Source organism: Hyphomicrobiales bacterium (assembly GCA_002869065.1).
Classification (GTDB): Bacteria; Pseudomonadota; Alphaproteobacteria; order Rhizobiales; family Rhodobiaceae; genus Rhodobium.
Genome location: PKTR01000001.1, coordinates 455,627 through 474,883 on the forward strand (window position 1 = coordinate 455,627; position 19,257 = coordinate 474,883).

A 19,257-nucleotide genomic window follows, 5' to 3' on the forward strand; every position below is an offset into this window, starting at 1 on the left:
ATATACTTATGATTGCAATTGCAGGAACCGCCGACTCCGACGTTCTCGCCGGGACCGCTGGTTCGAATGTCATCGACGGCCTCGCTGGCGACGACACCATCACGACATCTCTCGGCAAGGACACCGTCGCCGGCGGGGCGGGACACGACACGCTCGTCGTCGATTGGTCGGATGCACTGGACAGCGTGGTTTTTTGGAACTCCCAGGGCTATGTCCGCGACGGTCTCGGCGGTTTGTCGGAGGCCAGCCGGTCGGTCGAAACACGGGATGTGGAGAGCTTCGACATCATCACCGGGGCCGGCAACGACATCATTCGGACCGGAGCCTATTCCGACACGGTCGATGGTGGCGAGGGCTTCGACATGGTCCAGTTCGCCGGCCTGCGCAGCGACTACAGGATCGATGTTTCCGGCGATGAAATCACCGTCGAAAACATCGCGTCCGGCGCCGTCGATGTGATTTCGCACGTCGAGGCATTCGCCTTCGACGATGCCTTCCAGATGGTCGGCGAGGTCGCACTCGAGGCGCCGACGGACCTTTCTCTCGACGTAACCGAGATTGCCGAGAACGCACCCGCGGGGACGCGCGTCGCGACCGTCAGTGTCACCGATCACAATGCTTCAGATTCCCACGCCTTCGTTCTCGTCGACGATGCGGGCGGCACCTTCGCGATCGACGCCGACGGCGTGATTACCGTCGCCGACAACGCCTTGCTCGACTTTGAAGCCAATCCGGCCCTCGATATCACCATTGAGGTGACCGACAGCGGCGGGCTGACCTACACCGAAACCGTGACGATCACCGTGACCGATGTCATCGGCGAAGTGCTCGTCGGATCGAGTGGCGCGGATACGCTGAATGGCGGTGCTGGTGCCGACACGATCGCCGGGGTGGGCGGCAATGACGTCATCGATGGCGGCGACAATGACGACCTTTTGAACGGTGGCAACGGCGACGACACGCTCTACGGCGGCGCCGGCGACGACATGCTGGTCGGCGGCGCCGGGTCGGACATCCTGATTGGCGGCGAACGCACGGATACGGCGGTCTTCTCGGGCAACCGCGCGGACTATCGGGTCCAAAGGCTCGCGGATGGATATGCGATCGAGCACGTCGCCAGCGGTGCGGTCGACACCGTGACCGGCGTCGAGGAACTCGCGTTCGATGATGGAACCTGGCTGGCGGCGGATAGCCTCAACGATGCGCCGTACGACCTGCTGCTCGACGACGCTACGGTCAACGAAAACAGCGCTGCGGGCACCAAGATCGGCACCATCACGGTCCGCGACCCCGATGTCGGCGATGCCCATTCCTTCAGCCTGATCGACGACGCCGGCGGTGCCTTTGCGATCAATGCCAGCGGGGTCGTCACCGTTGCGAACCCCAGGCTGCTCGACTACGAGACGGTCAGGACCCTCAACATCGTCGTCAAGGTCACCGATGACGGAGGGCTCAGCTATACGAAGAAGTTTGGTATCGCGATCAACGATATCGTCGGGGAAGCGCTCTCTGGCAGCGCTGCCGACGAACGCCTTTATGGCAGTGCCGGTAGCGACACCATCATCGGTGGTGGGGGGGCTGACTACGTCTGTTCCGGGTCCGACGCCGATACCCTTAAAGGCGGCGGCGGCAACGACACCTTGGTCGGAGGGGGCGGAGCGGATGTCCTTGACGGTGCGACCGGCGCCGACCTGCTGCTGGGCGGGAACCACAATGACGTGCTCCGCGGTGGAGCCGGCAACGACACGCTGGGCGGCCATAGCGGCAACGACAAGCTTTTTGGATTCAACGGCAACGATGTGTTGTTTGGCGGCAGCGGAGCCGACTGGATGGCCGGCGGCGGGCACAACGACGTCCTGAAAGGCGGGGCGGGCAACGACACGTTGCGCGGCGATACCGGCAACGACAGGCTTTTCGGCGAAGGTGGCGCCGACATGTTCGTGTTCGACGACGGCTTCGGCCGGGACCGGATCATGGATTTCAGGGATGGCGTCGATACGATCAACCTGCGCCCCTATGCGGGGCTGAGGAAATTTTCAGACCTCACCATCCGCGAAAACAAGGCCGGCGACGCCGTCGTCGATCTCGGCTCCGATGAGATTACCCTGGTCGGCGTCGACAAGGCCGATCTTGATGCCAGCGACTTCCTGATCTGAAAAACCGCGCGTTTCTCACCGCGGGGGAACATCACTGGATATCCTGTCCTGTCGCGGTGATGGAACGAGTTGGGATATCCAGTGTTTGCCGAACGGTATTTTGAAGCAGGGCGAAGGTGCCTGGTTTCCGGGTCACCCCATGCTGTCTTCACATCAAATTCAACCCGGTGAAGATGTCGACTGGTTTGAGAACCGGCAGAAACTTGATCTCGACCTTTCGATCGCTCGTCGTGGCCAATTTTTGATAGTGCCGAAGGGTGATGTCGGCCAGATTCAGGCCGGGTGCGAGATGGCCGCCCGGGTCTTCAGGTAATGGGTGCGTGTCACTGTCCCAATGGACCGGCAGAACGCGCCGGACCCTGCGCTCGCTGACGGTACGACTCCAGTACTGCTCTCTGTACTCGGAGCTTTTGATTCCCAAGCCGGAAATACCCAGCATAGCGACATCGGCGTTGCCTGCACGATCCAGTTGGTTGGTGATTTCGCCGGTGCTTGGAACAATCAATAACTTCCGCTTTCGGTGTGTGATGAGCGCGGTGAGTGTGGAACCTTCTTTCATCTTCCACAGATGCGCGGGAAACGAAAAACGGGGCTCAACCTCGCCTGTCGCAACACACGTGAGAAGGGACTCGACATGCGGCGTCGGGAAGAGCTGGACGGTAAATTCGCCGAAGCGGCACGTATTTTCTTTGCAGGGTTTTAGTTTGGAGGGTGCCGTTCCCGAAGGGTCGACAAAAAGCGTTTCGCGCCAGTCATATTCGACCTCGTTGGCACCTTCCAGCTCCGTCGAGGCTTCTCGAATTCGCCGGATGCTGGAGTCGCCGACCAAAAATGAGCTCATTCGCGCGGCAACGAGTGGAGCATCCAGCGCGTGGTCGTAGTGGGCGTGGAGTGGGATGACAGCAGCAAGGCCGCGAATCTCAGCTGGGGATGAACATTGGTCGGGAGTTTTCTCGCTGGTGCCCGCGCAATGTCCGCGTTCGGCGCCAGCTTTGGCAAGCAGGTCCGGAATGTCTTCAATCTTTGGGGAAACTCTGCGGACCAGCCAGTGCTTCTGCCGCGACAGGAACCCGTCGATCATGATCTGCGTCTTGCCGTCGTCAAGCAGGACTGAGGTGACACCAAGGAAGGTCGCTTTGACGTCACCCTTGCGTCCGCTTTCGTGCAGCTGATGGTCCGGGTTGTCGGCGAGTTCCGACAGGTAGCCGGTACAGCCAACCGGCGCGATCGCAAGAATGGACAAGGAAAGGGCTATTGTTATCGCAAGTTTCAATTGACGTTTTCTCATGGCGGTATCGTGTCTGAAAATCACTATTGTTTCGCTTGAAATCTCGGTGGTGGCTGCGGGAACCAGCCACCACGATCCTTCGACCAATCATTTTCTGACGAGTACCTCATATCCACTTAATGCTCGTTCATGATCACCATATCCGATGAAGCATGCTTTTGATGATGGTATTAGCTTGCCAGGATGGAGACCGCCTTCCCATGGAATCCGACACACAACTTGGCGTTCATTATCATTGAAACCTCGCACCGCACCTGCCGGTACTTCGCCGTTGGAAGCCTCCACCCAATGGAAGTCGCTCGGGTTTTCCGGGGCAAATACCACATGTTTTTTGCAATCCACTTCTTTGCCGCCATAAGAATAGGTTGCTCCTTCTCTTAGGTGGGTTCCAGCTTTCCCAATGTGCCACTTCTTGTCGCTAATACGGGGTGTACCCGGCCTCGGAGAAACCGTGCCATTTTCGTTGATAACGGCGCGAATACTGAACTCCCAATCACGCCGTGCACATTGAGTAACGAAAAACTGCCTTCCATCTGCTTCCCATCCGGCCGGAAAGTTGTGGGGAAAGCTATGCTTGTTGAATGGGCCTTTCCACTCCGCGGTTGCGCCGGTGGTTGCGGCGATAAGCGATAGCGCCGCAGCTACGAAACGTATGTTGCGTGTCACAGACGACATGGTTCTTCTCCTCTTCAAGTTGAATGCCGTCGTAGTAGGTCATCGAATTTGCGGCGGGCCATGTGACAAATGACATATGGGTGCAAAGTTTCCCGGTTTCGCGGTAGAGTTTCGGTGGGGAGATGAAGGGGGGGCATGCTGTCGTGCTGGATCGGGTCGGCGCGCCGAGTGCGCAGTTCAAGGCTTTGTGTGAAGTCTACTCAGTGTCGCCAGGCGACTTCGTGGATGAGTCACGTCGTGTTCTCGAACGGGCTCAAACGCCGCACGACACATCAGGTGCTCCCTGTGGCCTTCGGCTTCTGAACTCCGGCGAATTCGAACCTGTTCAAGCTGCTGCTGCCGGAAACATGCGCAATGTCGTATTCAACGAAGAAGTCGCGTTGACCTTCAAATCCCGTTTTGGCGAGACACCGACGCCGTCCGAACTCGAACTCCTGATTGCGCTGCTGTGTGGTCAGAGCCTTGCGGAGTACAGCGATTCCACAGGCGTTTCTTACGGCACACGGCGCAATCAACTTGCGGCATTGCGCGAGAAGGCGGGCCTTAAACGGCAAGGCGATCTCGTGACGGTCATGTCGGTCATCCTTGCCAACTTCATCCACGGAAAAGCCGGCAAAGAACCTGCATCGCATTCCCTGTTGTCCAAGTATTTGGAAAGGCACTATAAATCTGATTACCGTCTTCATTTTCCCGAAGTTGAAAGTGGGCGCCGCCTGCTGGTCGCAGATCTCGGACCTCTCGACGGGCGTCCAGTACTATTCATGCATTCGGGCTTCTTCCCGCTTCTGCCGATGCCGCACCAGGCCGACGTCTTGCGTCGTCACGGTGTCCGCGTTTTCACGCCAATCCGGCCGGGGTATTTCTTTGTCCCCTCGACGTCCGAGGAGCCATTTGAGTCACTAACTGACTTCGTCGAGGACGTTGCAAGTTTCCTCATGGTCTTCAATCAGATGGGCACGCCGATCCTATCGCAGACCTATGGGGTTGTGGGGAGCTTGATGTTGGCTCGGGTGCTCGGATCGACGGCACCCAGAATTGTATTGAGCGCGCCGCAATACTCACCCGACACTGGGCACGAACGGATAAACAAACACCATAAAGGTTGGATCAAGCTTTGCCGCAGTTTCCCGCGATTGGTCAGTCCGGCGGTGTGGATGTTGGCGAAAAGCATGGATGCGCCAGAGAAATTTCGCCGAGGATTCAAAAAAACCTATGCTGAAAGCCCACCAGATCTGTCACTGATTGAGCCACTGGAGTTACAGCCCTGGTTCGATGAGCTTATTCATCTCATGTTGATGGGGAATTTTGTCGGGTTTCGCAACGACCTGATTGCTGCTCACGAGGATTGGCCCGCTTGGTTGTCGGACCTGCCAAACGATATTCGAATTGTCTACGGTGCCCACGACCCGTATTCCAATCACGTTGAAATCCTCGAACGCTTGCGAACGGGCGGCGCCGACATCGAAATTGTCGATGAATTCGGACAGAATTCGGGGATTTTCCATCCAGAACGGTTGTTTGCAAAAGTCTTCGGTGACTAGCGCCAGATTCGGCACATGACCTGCGTGATTGGCGAGCGAAAAAAAACGGCGCTCCACACTTGGTGAAGCGCCGTTGCCTAATTCGTGGTGCTGCGTGCTCGGCAAAATACGCCTTACGCAGTCAAGTCGAAACGATCCGCGTTCATGACCTTGGTCCAGGCAGCGACGAAGTCCTTGACGAATTTCTCGGCGTTGTCGTCCTGGGCATAGACCTCGGCGTAGGACCGCAGGATCGAGTTCGAACCGAACACCAGGTCCATGCGGGTCGCCGTCCACTTGACCGCATCGGTCGCCCGGTCGCGGATCTCGTAGGTGCCATTGGCATCCGGGACCCACTTGTAGGCCATGTCGGTCAGGTTGACGAAGAAGTCGTTCGTCAGAGCGCCTTCCTTGTCGGTGAACACGCCGTGCTTGGTGCCGCCGTGGTTGGTGCCCATCACCCGCATGCCGCCGACGAGGACGGTCATTTCCGGGGCGGTGAGACCCATCAGCTGGGTCCGGTCGAGCATCAGCTCTTCCGGGCTGACCACGTAGTCCTTCTTCAGCCAGTTGCGGTAGCCGTCGGCAACCGGTTCGAGCACGTCGAAGGACTCGGCGTCGGTCATCGCGTCGGTGGCGTCGCCGCGACCCGGAGCGAACGGCACCGCAATGTCGAAGCCAGCGGCCTTAACGGCCTGTTCCACGCCCACATTACCGGCGAGCACGATCACGTCGGCGACACTGGCGCCGGCTTCGGCCGCAATCGGCTCGAGAACCGACAGGACGCGGGCGAGGCGGGCGGGTTCGTTGCCCTCCCAGTCCTTCTGCGGGGCGAGACGGATGCGGGCACCGTTGGCACCGCCGCGCATGTCCGAGCCGCGATAGGTGCGGGCGCTGTCCCAGGCCGTCGACACCATGTCGCTGAGGCTGAGGCCGCTTGCCGCGATCTTCGCCTTCACCGCATCGACGTCGTAGTCGGTCGAGCCGGCCGGGATCGGGTCCTGCCAGATCAGGTCTTCGGCCGGAACGTCCGGGCCGATGTAGCGCGCCTTCGGGCCCATGTCGCGGTGGGTCAGCTTGAACCACGCGCGGGCAAAGGTGTCCCGGAAGTACTCGGGATCGGCGATGAACTTCTCGCAGATCGCCTTGTAGGTCGGGTCGAACCGCATCGCCATGTCGGCGTCCGTCATGATCGGCATCTTGCGAACCGACGGATCGGTGGTGTCGACAGGCATGTCTTCTTCCTTGATGCCGATCGGCTCCCACTGCCAGGCACCGGCCGGGGATTTCTTCAGCCACCAGTCATAGCCGAACAGGAGGTCGAAATAGCCCATGTCGAACTTCGTCGGATGCGTCGTCCAGGCGCCTTCGATGCCGGAGGTGACCGCATTGGTCGCCTTGCCGTGCATGTTCGGGTTGGCCCAGCCGAAGCCCTGTTGTTCGACGCCGGCCGCTTCCGGATCCGGGCCGAGGGCGCTGGCATCGCCGTTGCCGTGGGTCTTGCCGACCGTGTGGCCACCGGCGGTGAGTGCGACGGTTTCCTCGTCGTTCATCGCCATGCGGGCAAAGGTCTCACGCACCTGAAGCGCGGTCTTCAGCGGATCGGGCTTGCCGTTGACGCCCTCCGGATTGACGTAGATCAGGCCCATCTGAACCGCGGCGAGCGGGTTCTCCATGGAGGCCGGGTTCTCGACGTCCTCATAGCGCTCGTCGGACGGCGCCAGCCATTCCTTCTCCGCGCCCCAGTAGGTGTCCTTTTCCGGGTGCCAGATGTCCTTGCGGCCGTAGCCGAAGCCGAAGGTCCTAAGACCCATCGATTCATACGCGACCGTACCGGCCAGGATGATGAGATCGGCCCACGAGACCTTGCTGCCGTATTTCTTCTTGATCGGCCACAGCAGACGGCGCGCCTTGTCGAGGCTGACATTGTCCGGCCAAGAGTTGAGCGGCGCAAAACGCTGGTTGCCAGTGCCGCCGCCGCCACGGCCATCGGCCAGACGGTAGGAGCCGGCGGCGTGCCAGGCCATGCGGATCATCAGTCCGCCATAGTGACCCCAGTCGGCCGGCCACCAGTCCTGGCTGTCGGTCATCAGGGCGTGGACGTCCTTCTTGACGGCGTCGAAGTCGAGCGACTTGACCTGCTCGCGGTAATCGAATTCCGCACCGAGCGGATCGGTCTTGCTGTCGTGCTGGTGAAGAATGTCGAGGTTGAGGGCGTTCGGCCACCACTCCATGACATTGCTGCCCATCGCGGTATTGCCGCCGTGCATCACCGGACATTTGCCGGTTTCGTTCTTCGCGTCCATGGCTGTCTCCCTTCGAGGTCGTCGTTGCCTGTTCTCAATCATCGATCGGCCGGAACCGGTGCGATCGGTTTCAAAGTCCGGGGCCGCTTTCGCATCGTTTCAAATGTTGCAACGCGTCAGGTTCGGTCCGGTTCCTGAAATCAAGTTAGAATGGTTCTACAGGCATTCAATGATAAGAGGAAATTGTATTTTCTGATTGGTATGATAAGTTATTCTGATGATAAATATCACTCTGAAACAACTCCGCTATTTCGATTCTCTGGCGTCGGAAGGCCATTTCAAACGGGCGGCCGAACTGTGCGCGATCTCGCAGCCGGCCCTGTCGATGCAGATCAAGGAGCTGGAAGACGTGCTAGGTGCGGCGCTGTTCGAACGCAGCGCCCGCCAGGTGCGGTTGACCGCCTTTGGCGAAAAGATCGCGGGACGAGTCGAGGAGATTCTGCGATCCGTCGATGAGCTGGGGGACTTCGCCCGCGCGTCGCGCGGCCTGCTATCGGGAAGCCTGCGGATCGGCGTCATTCCCACGATCGCGCCGTATCTCCTGCCGACGGTGATCGGCAATCTCCGTGCCGCCTTCGAGGGAGTCGATATCCACGTGCGAGAGACGTTGACGTCGAAACTTGTGCAGGAACTTCTCGACGGGCGCATCGATACGGCCATTGTCGCTCTGCCGGTATCCGAGCCGAACCTGACGGAGGTCGCGCTGTTCACGGAAGACTTCGTCCTGGTGCGCCCGGCGGCGGATGAGGGCCAACCCGTCCCGGAACCGGCGGCGCTGCGGGACATGCACCTGCTGCTTCTGGAAGAGGGGCATTGCTTCCGCGATCAGGCGTTGACCTTCTGCGACCTGAAGCCGACCCCGCCGCGCGCGGGGCTGGACGGCAGTTCGCTGTCCACGCTCGTTCAGATGGTGGGCGCCGGCATTGGCGTCACGCTCATTCCCGAAATGGCAGTCGGCGTCGAAACCCGATCGGCGCCGGTGTCGATCGCGCGCTTTGCAAGCCCGACGCCGTCTCGAACCGTGGGAATGGTCTGGCGCAAGTCCAACCCGCTTGCCGAACAGCTCATGCAGGTCGCCGAAATTGTTCGCCAATCGGCCGAGACGCAAGGTGCCGCGCGGAGCCACTGACCAGCGCGCTCGTAACGGATCGATGATGAAGCGATGGGATGCCAAGTCGGACAAGTGTCCGATGTGCGGATGACGCGTACGTCTTACCTATCGAGGTGACGGGGCGACCGGCGCAATCAATATGAAGAAAAGCGCCTGGTTGAGAGGAACCACCATGACAACCATCATCGGTACGGCTGCTGACGAAACACTGGACGGCGGAGTAGACGGAGACAACATCCGCGGCGACAGCGGGCACGACCTCATCCGAGGATTTCAGGGCAACGACACGCTTCTCGGCGAAGTCGGCGAGGACACGTTGCGCGGCGGCAACGGTGACGACACCCTGTGGGGCGGGCTCGGCCATGACAGCATGGTCGGCGGCCTGGGCAACGATCTTTTCGTGATCCAGAACAACAGCGGCAACGACACGATCAACGGCGCCGACGGAATCGATCACCTGAACCTGGAGAATCTTTTCGGCACCGGCGTTACCGTCGATCTGGACATCGGCGAGGGTGCGTCCTTCGTCAACGGGACCGCGATGACGCTGAGCTCGATTGAGGTCGTGACCGGCACGGACACTTTCGATCTCCTGTTTGGCAGCAGCGCCAACGAAACCCTCAATGGCGGACTTGGCGATGACCGGGTTTTCGGCCGTGGCGGGCGCGATCTGCTGACGTCCGATGGCGGTGCCTCCGATTTGTTCGGTGGTGCCGGCAACGATACGCTGGCGGGTAGTGGCGCTCTCAATGAAGAACTCGATGGAGGCACCGGTAACGACCAGTTTCTGCTGACCAACGAGGTGCCGTACTACCTCAGCGCCTTCGACGGCGGTGAAGGAACGGACAAGCTCTACGTCCAGAAGATCAACGATGGCGTCATCAGTGTCCTTTCGAGCGACATCACGTCGGTGGAGCGGATCGTGTTCGCGCCGATCCCCGAAGGCCTGTTTCCGATCGCCACGCTCTCGATGCGCAATTTGTCCGAAGCGCTGAGCGAGCCGATGGAGGTGAAGGGGCTGGGTGGCGGCGCGTCAACATTCGTGGTCGGGTTCTCCGAAGCGACGCACAGCATCACCATGAGTTTCACCGACTGGACCTTCACCAATTGGTCCGACCATGCCTTCCAGCTTTACGGCTCGGAGCACGGCGACACGCTCACCGGTGCCAACGTCGCGACCATCATGCACGGCGAGGGTGGCAATGACATTCTCGGCGGACGTTTCGGAGACGACGTCATCTACGGCGACGAAGGCGGCGACACGCTTGCCGGTCTCGACGGCGACGACAGCCTCCACGGCAATGAAGGGCGCGACTTCATCCTCGGAGACAACGGCGATGATTTCATCACCGGCGGGGCCGGCCGCGACACGCTGTACGGCAACAACGGCAACGATGAAATGTACGGCGGCAACTACGCCGATGAACTCCTTGGGCACAGCGGCGATGACACCATGAAGGGTGGTCACGGCCCAGACGTCATGTCAGGCGGTATCAACAACGATCTGATCTATGGCGGCACCCGGAACGACGTTCTCGATGGCGATGGCGGTGCGGATCTGATTTACGGCCAGAAAGGCCGGGATACGCTGAATGGCGGCGAGGGCAACGACACCCTCTATGGCGGCCCGGGCAACGATACCTACGAGTTCTCGCTCAACCATGGCGATGACAGTATCGGCGGCTTCAAGACCAAGGGTACGAATGTGATCGATCTGACCGAGCTTGGCCTGTCGGGCTTCAGCGACCTGATCATCACCGCGGACGGGGCTCGCACCATCGTCGATACCGGCGAGGGGACGATCACCCTGCACAACACAGCGGTCGCCGACGTTTCCGCCGCCGACTTCCTGTTCTAGCGCAACGTACCGGCTCCTGTTTTTATGGCGAAAGGCCGTCCGGACCTTCCTGTCCGGGCGGCCTTGTCGTTCCCGTGTGTCCACCTGTCGAAACCTCACGCGGTCGAAGAGAAAACACCCCCCGGGAGCACGCATACAGCGTATCTGCGGCCCGATATCGGACGTGCGCAAGAGTAACGGTTCGACTAACCAACGCTGTTGATAGACATATCGAAGAGCGAATATTTCCTTTGCGATGTGCTATGAGGTCCGGGGTGACGAACCCGAACGAATGACTTGTGGCACTGCGAGGCCGGCGGTTTGCATTTCGACGACATCATGCGCGTGCTCCACGCGATCTATGACGCCGCAGCCGTTGGAGAAGGCTGGCAGGACGTCCTCGTCGAGATTGCCGACCTCACCCGCACGGAGAACGCCGCTCTCGTGCTGGTCGATCCGAGCGCCGGGCTGTCATCGGTCGTGGCGCCGCGCGCCGACCCCGATCTGGCTGTGCGCTATTCGCAGTTCTGGTGGCAGAAAGACCCGACCGCTCAGGCGACCGCTGAAACGCCGGTCGGTGTCCTCACCACCTTGCAGGACACCGGGCGCGAGCGTTTCTTTTCCAGCGAGTTCTACAACGATTTCTGGCGCAATTCGGGTCTCGGCGCGGAGAGGATCGCGGCCAATCTGTTCACCGACGAGGGGGCGTTCGCCAGTTTCGTCTTGCAGGCGTCCTGTCGGAACGACGAGATCGACGAAGATGCGCTGCGTGCGATGCAGGTCCTCGTGCCGCATCTGGTGCGGGCCGCGAACATCCAGCGGCGCATGAACCAGCTTTATTATCAGCATGATCTGGCGAGAGCCGCGGCCGGAACGCCCGGGGTTGGCGCGCTTCTCGTTGATGATCGGGCACGTCTCATTTTTGCCGATGAGACAGGAGAGACGGTACTGCGCGCGCGCGACGATCTCATCCTCGATCACGGCACGATCCGGTTCGGGCTCAACGCCGACACCGTCAGGCTGCACAGGCTGGTGGCATCCTGTAGCGGGGACGCTCCGGTCGGCGTTCGCGGCGGGAACATGACAACGACCGCGGTGCCGGGCAGTGAACCGCTTAGCCTGGATGTGCTGCCCTATCACGGCGAGATGAACCGCAGCGGGTTCCACCCCGTATCGAGCACGCCACCGGCGGCAATCGTTCTGGTCGGCGATCGCGCCCAAAAACAGGCAGCCGCCCGGGGTTTGTTGCAGCAGCAATATGGGCTGACGCCGGCCGAGTGCAGCTTTGCTCTCGAAATCGTCAAGGCCGATGGTCGTAAGGCGGCCGCCGAGCGTCTCGGCATTTCCCTGTCCACGGCACGCACCCATTTGAGCCGGGTATTCGAAAAGACCGGCGTCAATCGCCAGGCCGAACTGGTGCGCCTTCTGTCGGCACAGGGTATTGAAATATAATCGTATTTTCGGCCTCAATCTGAATTCCGCGATGAGCTTCTCGAGGCGGCGTTGGCGAGGCCTGCAACGCCCGAGAGGGCGATGTTTCTGTCCGGGTACGAGACTCCCCGCTGATACGTATTGCGAATAGCAACGCGCGCGGAACCGCATTACGCAGTGAATTGAGGTCGTGGCAATCGCAGGAAGTGCCAACGCCGTTGCAGTATTCGAGGCAACGGCTCGCACGGTTTGGGGCCTGAACGAAAAGCCACGGCTCACTGGTGGAAACACGAAACCAAGGGGGAGGGGGACGCAATGTCCGACAACTCATCCAATAACGCATATTGGTCCGCCAATCTGCGCCTTATCGTGATCAGCCTCGTTATCTGGGCGCTGGTCTCGTTCGGGTTCGGCATCCTGCTGCGCCCGATGCTGAGCGGCATCGCCGTCGGCGGAACCGATCTGGGCTTCTGGTTTGCCCAGCAGGGTTCGATCCTTGTCTTCCTGGCGCTGATCTTCTTCTACGCCTGGCGGATGAACCGGCTCGATCGCAAGCACGGCGTTGACGAAGAATAGGGGCGCTTGGACCAATGGATCAGTTTACAATCAATCTGCTGTTCGTCGGCGGCTCGTTTGCGCTCTACATCGCGATTGCGATCTGGGCACGCGCCGGTTCGACGTCTGAATTCTACGCCGCCGGTCGCGGCGTTCACCCGGTCACCAACGGTATGGCGACTGCGGCCGACTGGATGTCGGCTGCCTCGTTCATCTCGATGGCTGGCCTCATCGCCTTCACCGGCTACGACAACTCGTCGTTCCTGATGGGCTGGACCGGTGGCTACGTGCTGCTGGCGCTGCTGCTTGCGCCGTATCTGCGCAAGTTCGGCAAGTACACCGTGTCCGAGTTCATCGGCGACCGCTTCTACAGCCAGACCGCCCGCATCGTCGCGGTGGTCTGCCTGATCGTCGCCTCGGTGACCTACGTTATCGGTCAGATGACCGGCGTTGGCGTGGCCTTCGGCCGCTTCCTTGAAGTCGACAACACCACCGGCCTCCTGATCGGTGCCGCGGTCGTCTTCGCCTACGCCGTGTTCGGCGGCATGAAGGGCGTCACCTACACCCAGGTGGCCCAGTATGTCGTGCTCATCACCGCCTACACCATCCCGGCGATCTTCATCTCGATGCAGCTCACCGGCGACGCCATCCCGGCGCTCGGCCTGTTCGGCGATCACGTTGCCTCGGGCGAGCCGCTGCTGGCCAAGCTCGACGCGGTCGTCAAGGAACTCGGCTTCAATGAGTACACGGCGCACTACGGCGACACCTTCAACATGGTGCTGTTCACGCTGTCGCTGATGATCGGCACCGCCGGTCTGCCGCACGTGATCATGCGCTTCTTCACCGTGCCGCGCGTCTCCGACGCCCGTTGGTCCGCCGGCTGGGCACTGGTCTTCATCGCCCTCCTTTACCTGACGGCTCCCGCGGTCGGCGCGATGGCCCGTCTCAACATCACCGAAATGATGTGGCCGAACGGCGGCATCCAGGGTGGTGCCGTGACGGTCCAGCAGATCAATGAGGACGAGCGTTACGACTGGATGGCCACCTGGCAGAAGACCGGTCTCCTCGATTGGGAAGACAAGAACGGCGACGGCAAGATCCAGTACTACAACGACAAGAATGCCGACATGCAGGCGCTTGCCGCTGAAAAGGGCTGGACCGGTAACGAGCTGACCAAGTTCAACCGTGACATCCTGGTTCTGGCCAATCCGGAAATCGCCAACCTGCCGGGTTGGGTGATCGGTCTGGTCGCGGCCGGTGGTCTTGCTGCCGCTCTGTCGACCGCTGCCGGTCTCTTGCTCGCGATCTCGTCGGCGGTCTCGCACGACCTGATCAAGGGCGCGATCAACCGGAATATCTCGGAAAAGGGCGAGCTGATGTCAGCGCGGATAGCCATGGCGGTTGCGATTGTCGTCGCCACCTACCTTGGCCTGAACCCACCAGGGTTTGCCGCACAGACGGTGGCGCTCGCCTTCGGACTTGCGGCGGCCTCGATATTCCCCGCGTTGATGATGGGTATCTTCTCGACCCGCATCAACCGCGCGGGTGCCGTGGCCGGTATGCTGTCAGGTCTGACCGTGACGCTGGTCTACATCTTCCTGCACAAGGGTTGGCTGTTCATTCCGGGCACCAACAGCTTCACCGACGCAGCGCCGCTGCTCGGCACCATCAAGTCGACCTCGTTCGGCGCAGTCGGTGCCGTGGTGAACTTCGTCGTCGCCTACATCGTTTCGGGCATGACGAAGGAACTGCCGGAAGACATCAAGGAACTGGTGCGCAGCGTGCGTATTCCGCGTGGTGCGGGTTCCGCGCAGAGCCACTGACATGGTTCCGGCGGGTGGGCGGATAAGCCCTCCCGCCACCTTGACACAGGTCCTGCCCGGTGCTGACTGGGCAGGACTTTTCCGTTGAATTTCAGGTCACTTGCCATGCCTCTAAGCCACGAGCAGATCATCCGGTTTCTCCATTCGGTGCATCCCTACGACGCTCTGCCTCCGGGTAAGATCGAAGAGATCGCGCCGCAATTCGAAGTGCGGGAGATTGAGCAGGGCGGCCGCATCTATGAATTCGGCAAAGAGCTTCCGGGCCTGTTTCTGGTCCATTCCGGCCAGGTCGAAGTGACCGACGAGAACGGCGGCGTAGTCTCCAATCTCGGCACGCGGAACTCGTTCGGCGAGCGCGGCCTGCTGCGCGACGGCAATGCGGCCACCAACGCCCATGCCGATGTCGACTGCGTCCTGCTGCTGTTGCCAACCGCCACGTTCAATGCACTGCTCGAAGAGTTCGAGGCGGTGCGCAAGTTCTTCAATCGCATGCGCGTTCCGCGGCCCGAGCAGCGCTCGCTGACCACCACGCTCGTGGAAACGCTGATGGCGCCGTCGCCGGTCATTTGCCGGCCTGACGACAGTGCCCAGCACGCCGCCGGGCTGATGCGCGACAAGCGGATCTCCTCGCTGTGTATTTGCGACGACGGCAATCTGGCCGGTATCGTCACGACCGGCGATCTGACAAACAAGGTGCTCGCCAATGCGCTGCCGGCCAGCGTGCCCGTCGGCGATGTGATGACGCCGAACCCGTTCACCCTGCCGCCGACCGCCATCGGCTCCGACGTGCTCCACGCGATGATGGAAAAACGCATCGGTCATATTCCGATCGTCGATGCAGGCAAGCTCGTCGGCATCGTGACGCAGACCGATCTGACCCGTTTTCAGGCCGTCAGCTCGGCCGAGCTGGTCAAGGAAATCGCGCAATCCTCAACCTACGAGGAAATGGCTGAGGTCACCGCCCGCATCCCGAAGCTGCTGGTGCAGCTCGTCGCCGGCGGCAATCGCCACGAGGTCGTTACCCGGCTGATCACCGACATCGCCGATACAGTGACGCGTCGCCTTCTGAAACTGGCAGAGGAAAAACTCGGGCCCCCGCCGGTACCGTATCTGTGGCTTGCCTGCGGCAGCCAGGGGCGGCAGGAGCAGACCGGCGTCAGCGATCAGGATAACTGCCTGTTTCTCGACGATGCGGTGACCGACGCCGACCGCGACGGCTATTTCACCGAACTGGCGAAATTCGTCAGCGATGGCCTGAACGCCTGCGGCTACGTCTATTGTCCGGGCGAGATGATGGCCACCAATCCGCGCTGGTGCCAGCCGGTGCGGGTCTGGAAGGAATACTTCGCCGGCTGGATCCGCACGCCGGACCCGATGGCGCAGATGCTCAGCTCCGTGATGTTCGATCTTCGCCCGATCGGCGGCGAGACGGCGCTGTTCGAGGATCTGCAGGAAGAGACCCTCAAGGCGGCAAGCGCCAATTCGATCTTCGTCGCGCACATGATCAGCAATTCGCTGAAGCACCAGCCGCCGCTCGGCCTGTTGCGCGGGCTGGCGACGATCCGCTCCGGTGAACACAAGAACACCCTCGACATGAAGCTGAACGGTGTTGTGCCGATTGTCGATCTCGCGCGCATCTATGCGCTGCAGGGCCGGCTGACCGCGGTCAACACCCGTGCGCGCATCGAGGAAGCCGAGCAACAGGGGGTTCTCAGCACGACCGGCGCGCAGGATCTTCTGAGCGCCTATGACCTGATCGCCGAGATGCGCCTCGAGCATCAGGCCAAGCTCGTCAAGCAGGGCGGTTCGCCGGACAATTTCCTGCCGCCCTCGGAGATATCGGATTTCGACCGCAGCCACCTGCGCGATGCGTTCGTGGTGGTCAAGACACTTCAATCGGCTGTCGGCCAGGGGCGCGGCATGCTGAGTTAAAGCGCTTTCCCGAAAAGTTGACAGACTTTTCGGATTAGAAAACGCGTAAAACCAATAAGTTGAAGCATGTTGGGCGTTCGGGTGAAACACCACATACTTTGGCGCAGGGACGTTTGACGGCGGTTCTGGAGGAAGGCCGCCGACATAGCGATTGCACGGCACCTAACAAAAACAAGGAGGTGAGCCCGTGTTTCTCGAACTGATTGCGACCCTTGTGGCCGGGTTCGCCGGCGCCGGGATAGTGCTTCTCGTCAACCGGACGCTGGGTGGTCGGCTGCCGCGCTGGCTGATGCCGGTTGCCGCCGGCGCGACCATGATCGCCGTCACCGTTTACAGCGAGTACAGCTGGTTTTCGCGCACCAGCGGCAATTTGCCGAAAGAGTTCGCTGTTGTCGAAAAGGTCGAGAGCAGGGCGCTCTATCGTCCCTGGACCTATCTCTACCCGTTCGTCGAGCGCTTTGCCGCGGTCGATACCGGCACGGTGAAGACCCATCCGGGCCAGCCCGGCCGCAAGCTCGCCGATATGTATTTCTTCGGCCGCTGGGCGCCGGTGCACAAGCTGCCGGTGCTGGCCGATTGCGTCGCGTTCGAGCGCGCCGCGCTGAGCGACGCGGTGTCGTTTGAAAAGGACGGCAGCGTTGAGGGTCTCGACTGGCTCAAGGTTGCGCAGGACGATGCCATCGTCACAACGATCTGCGGGGCAAAGTGATGTTGACCAAACTCAGCCTCCGCTTCCGGATCTTCCTGTTTTTCCTGTTTCTCGCGCTTGCCGGCGTGGCGATCGTCGCTGCCGCGCTTTACGTCGGCTATGTTCGGCTCGTGCCCGGTGATGAGGTCCAGGCCTTCATCTTTGCCGGCATCGCCTCGGGCTTCGGCCTGCTGGGCGTCACCGCCGGCATCTGGCTGCTGTTCGACGAAAACGTCGCCAAGCCGATCGAGCGTCTCGCCGCGATCATGCGCGCGCGCGCTCATGCCGGCGTCAACGTCAAGGTAGACAAGGACGAGGCCCGCTATCTCGGCGATCTGGCACCGGCTGCCCAGGCCGTCGCCGGCCAGCTCTCCCAGTCGACACTTGATGCGGCCGAAGCCGTGGCGAGCGAGACTGCCCGTCTGGCCGCCGAGAAAGAGCGCCTGACAGCGCTGCTGACCGAAATCCCGATGGCGATGGTGCTGGTCAGCCCGACCCACCAGATCGTGCTCTATGACGCGCAGGCCGCCGGTGTGCTCAGCCAGGTGCATGTGCCGCGCCTCAACGCGCCGATCTTCGATTATTTCGAGGCCGAGGACGTGCTGAAGGCCCATGCAGAGTTGCAGGAGACCAAGGCCGAAGTGAGCTTCGAGGCGCGCGGCACCGAAGGCAATCTGACCTTCGATGTGCGCCTCAAGCCGCTCAAGCACGGCTCCGGCTACATGATGTTCATCGACAGCGCGCACGCCCTGATCTCGCCCGAGCAGGCCCGCCCGCTGACCTATGACTTCGACCTGATGGAGCACGGCTCGGAGCGGACGCTGGAAGAACGTCCGATCCAGAGCCTGAATTTCGTCGTGTTCGACACCGAGACCACCGGTCTTGTGCCGCACAAGGACGAGATCGTCCAGATCGGTGCGGTGCGCGTCGTCAACGGCCGCATCGTGCAGGGGGAAAAGATCGACCAGCTCGTCAACCCCGGCATGAAGATCCCGCCGGCCTCGACGAGGGTGCACAAGGTGAGCGACGACATGGTCGCCGATGCGCCCGACATCCATGCCGCGTCGTGTCAGCTCCACAAGTTCGCCCAGGACTCCGTCATCGTCGCCCACAACGCGCCGTTCGATATGTCGTTCCTGCGCCGCCACGGCAAGACTAACGGCCTCTCCTGGGATCATCCGATCCTCGACACGGTGCTGTTGTCGGCGGTGCTGTTCGGTGCCAGCGAGATCCACACGCTAGACGCGGTGTGCGAGCGGCTCGGTATCACCATCCCCGAAGAACTCCGCCACACAGCGCTTGGCGACGCGCAGGCAACCGCCGAGGTGTTGTGCAAGATGCTGCCGATGCTCGAGTCGCGCGGTTTCCGTAGCTTCGGCGAGGTGATCGAGCAGACCCGCAAGCACGGCCGCCTGCTGCAGGACATGAACTGAGCCTGCGAGCGAGCGGGCAGCGAGCGCACGGGTGTATCTATCGCAAACAGGTGATTGAACGCAGGACCTCCACCCTGCGTTTGCCGCTGCCTGGCGGCATAGGCGCGTCTGGTTGCAACCGGGACGCCGGCAACAACACGTCCAGCATTTCGGCTCCAATACGCAACGCGAAGCTTGTCGCGACTTGCCCGTCGTTTAACGGTGACCGGCACAGCAAGAGGACAATTTAGGATTGTTGTCCGCAGGCCCGCGGCAGCGCGGAAGAGCGACGGCTTTGCTTCGCGTTCATGGCTGAATTGTGCCCTTTGACTCAAGCTTTCTGCGGCGCGCCTGACACGTTGTCGCAGCCGCTGGCTTTCTTCCACCAATTGCGCGTGAGGATTGCAAATGTTGACGACTCGTTAACACATTCAGACACAATCTGAAGAAATAAGAGAATCAATAATACAAGCCCTGAATGCACATTATCGACCCGTCTTCGCGCGCCTGGCGGAGCTGGAAT

General features: G+C 61.0%; 13 protein-coding genes. 10 read left to right on the top strand and 3 right to left on the bottom strand.

Annotated features, from left to right (window positions below):
* Positions 1-8: 8 nt before the first annotated feature.
* On the top strand, positions 9-2,156 hold the full coding sequence (locus C0606_02060; GenBank protein ID PLX39333.1) for a hypothetical protein: 2,148 nt from the start codon (positions 9-11) through the stop codon (positions 2,154-2,156).
* Between the two features lie 148 nt (positions 2,157-2,304).
* Here the strand turns inward: C0606_02060 and C0606_02065 are convergent, their stop codons facing one another.
* Positions 2,305-3,444, bottom strand: a complete 1,140-nt coding sequence (locus C0606_02065; GenBank protein PLX39334.1) for a hypothetical protein — start codon at positions 3,442-3,444, stop codon at positions 2,305-2,307.
* An 87-nt stretch (positions 3,445-3,531) separates the two neighbouring features.
* Positions 3,532-4,119, bottom strand: a complete 588-nt coding sequence (locus tag C0606_02070; GenBank protein ID PLX39335.1) for a hypothetical protein — start codon at positions 4,117-4,119, stop codon at positions 3,532-3,534.
* Between the two features lie 347 nt (positions 4,120-4,466).
* On the opposite strand from C0606_02070, the gene C0606_02075 reads away from it, so the two are divergent.
* The gene (locus C0606_02075; GenBank protein PLX39336.1) at positions 4,467-5,660 is read left to right on the top strand and encodes a hypothetical protein; all 1,194 of its coding nucleotides are present in this window, start codon (positions 4,467-4,469) and stop codon (positions 5,658-5,660) included.
* A gap of 113 nt (positions 5,661-5,773) precedes the next feature.
* Here C0606_02075 and katG read toward each other — a convergent pair whose 3' ends face one another.
* Entirely contained in the window at positions 5,774-7,945 is a 2,172-nt protein-coding gene (gene katG, locus C0606_02080; GenBank protein ID PLX39337.1) for a catalase/peroxidase HPI, read from the bottom strand.
* Positions 7,946-8,162: 217 nt separating this feature from the next.
* Here katG and C0606_02085 point away from each other — a divergent pair, with 217 nt between their 5' ends.
* The 8 genes from C0606_02085 to C0606_02120 all read left to right on the top strand — a co-directional run bounded on the left by C0606_02085 (position 8,163) and on the right by C0606_02120 (position 18,755).
* Positions 8,163-9,074 carry a LysR family transcriptional regulator gene (locus C0606_02085; GenBank protein ID PLX39338.1) on the top strand — a complete coding sequence of 304 codons (912 nt, stop codon included), beginning with the start codon at positions 8,163-8,165 and terminating at the stop codon, positions 9,072-9,074.
* Positions 9,075-9,228: 154 nt separating this feature from the next.
* Positions 9,229-10,914 carry a hypothetical protein gene (locus C0606_02090; GenBank protein PLX39339.1) on the top strand — a complete coding sequence of 562 codons (1,686 nt, stop codon included), beginning with the start codon at positions 9,229-9,231 and terminating at the stop codon, positions 10,912-10,914.
* Positions 10,915-11,190: 276 nt separating this feature from the next.
* Positions 11,191-12,345, top strand: a complete 1,155-nt coding sequence (locus C0606_02095; protein ID PLX39340.1) for a hypothetical protein — start codon at positions 11,191-11,193, stop codon at positions 12,343-12,345.
* A 294-nt stretch (positions 12,346-12,639) separates the two neighbouring features.
* The gene (locus C0606_02100) at positions 12,640-12,900 is read left to right on the top strand and encodes a DUF4212 domain-containing protein (GenBank protein PLX39341.1); all 261 of its coding nucleotides are present in this window, start codon (positions 12,640-12,642) and stop codon (positions 12,898-12,900) included.
* 14 nt (positions 12,901-12,914) lie between these two features.
* Positions 12,915-14,702, top strand: a complete 1,788-nt coding sequence (locus C0606_02105; GenBank protein PLX39342.1) for a cation acetate symporter — start codon at positions 12,915-12,917, stop codon at positions 14,700-14,702.
* A gap of 105 nt (positions 14,703-14,807) precedes the next feature.
* Positions 14,808-16,634: a histidine kinase gene (locus C0606_02110; GenBank protein ID PLX39343.1), complete on the top strand. Its 1,827-nt coding sequence runs from the start codon at positions 14,808-14,810 to the stop codon at positions 16,632-16,634.
* A 187-nt stretch (positions 16,635-16,821) separates the two neighbouring features.
* A complete protein-coding gene (locus C0606_02115; GenBank protein ID PLX39344.1) occupies positions 16,822-17,343 on the top strand; it encodes a hypothetical protein in 522 nt (173 codons plus the stop codon).
* A complete protein-coding gene (locus C0606_02120) occupies positions 17,343-18,755 on the top strand; it encodes a DNA polymerase III subunit epsilon (GenBank protein ID PLX39345.1) in 1,413 nt (470 codons plus the stop codon). The genes C0606_02115 and C0606_02120 overlap by 1 nt, the downstream gene beginning before the upstream one ends.
* Positions 18,756-19,257: the final 502 nt, after the last annotated feature.

Excerpts from the sequence above, each read along its gene's own strand:
- C0606_02090 (PLX39339.1), top strand. The coding sequence starts at position 9,229 with ATGACAACCATCATCGGTACGGCTGCTGACGAAACACTGGACGGCGGA.
- C0606_02120 (PLX39345.1), top strand. The coding sequence starts at position 17,343 with ATGTTGACCAAACTCAGCCTCCGCTTCCGGATCTTCCTGTTTTTCCTG.
- katG (PLX39337.1), bottom strand. The coding sequence starts at position 7,945 with ATGGACGCGAAGAACGAAACCGGCAAATGTCCGGTGATGCACGGCGGC.
- C0606_02075 (PLX39336.1), top strand. The coding sequence starts at position 4,467 with ATGCGCAATGTCGTATTCAACGAAGAAGTCGCGTTGACCTTCAAATCC.
- C0606_02060 (PLX39333.1), top strand. The coding sequence starts at position 9 with ATGATTGCAATTGCAGGAACCGCCGACTCCGACGTTCTCGCCGGGACC.
- C0606_02100 (PLX39341.1), top strand. The coding sequence starts at position 12,640 with ATGTCCGACAACTCATCCAATAACGCATATTGGTCCGCCAATCTGCGC.
- C0606_02085 (PLX39338.1), top strand. The coding sequence starts at position 8,163 with ATGATAAATATCACTCTGAAACAACTCCGCTATTTCGATTCTCTGGCG.
- C0606_02110 (PLX39343.1), top strand. The coding sequence starts at position 14,808 with ATGCCTCTAAGCCACGAGCAGATCATCCGGTTTCTCCATTCGGTGCAT.
- C0606_02070 (PLX39335.1), bottom strand. The coding sequence starts at position 4,119 with ATGTCGTCTGTGACACGCAACATACGTTTCGTAGCTGCGGCGCTATCG.
- C0606_02065 (PLX39334.1), bottom strand. The coding sequence starts at position 3,444 with ATGAGAAAACGTCAATTGAAACTTGCGATAACAATAGCCCTTTCCTTG.
- C0606_02105 (PLX39342.1), top strand. The coding sequence starts at position 12,915 with ATGGATCAGTTTACAATCAATCTGCTGTTCGTCGGCGGCTCGTTTGCG.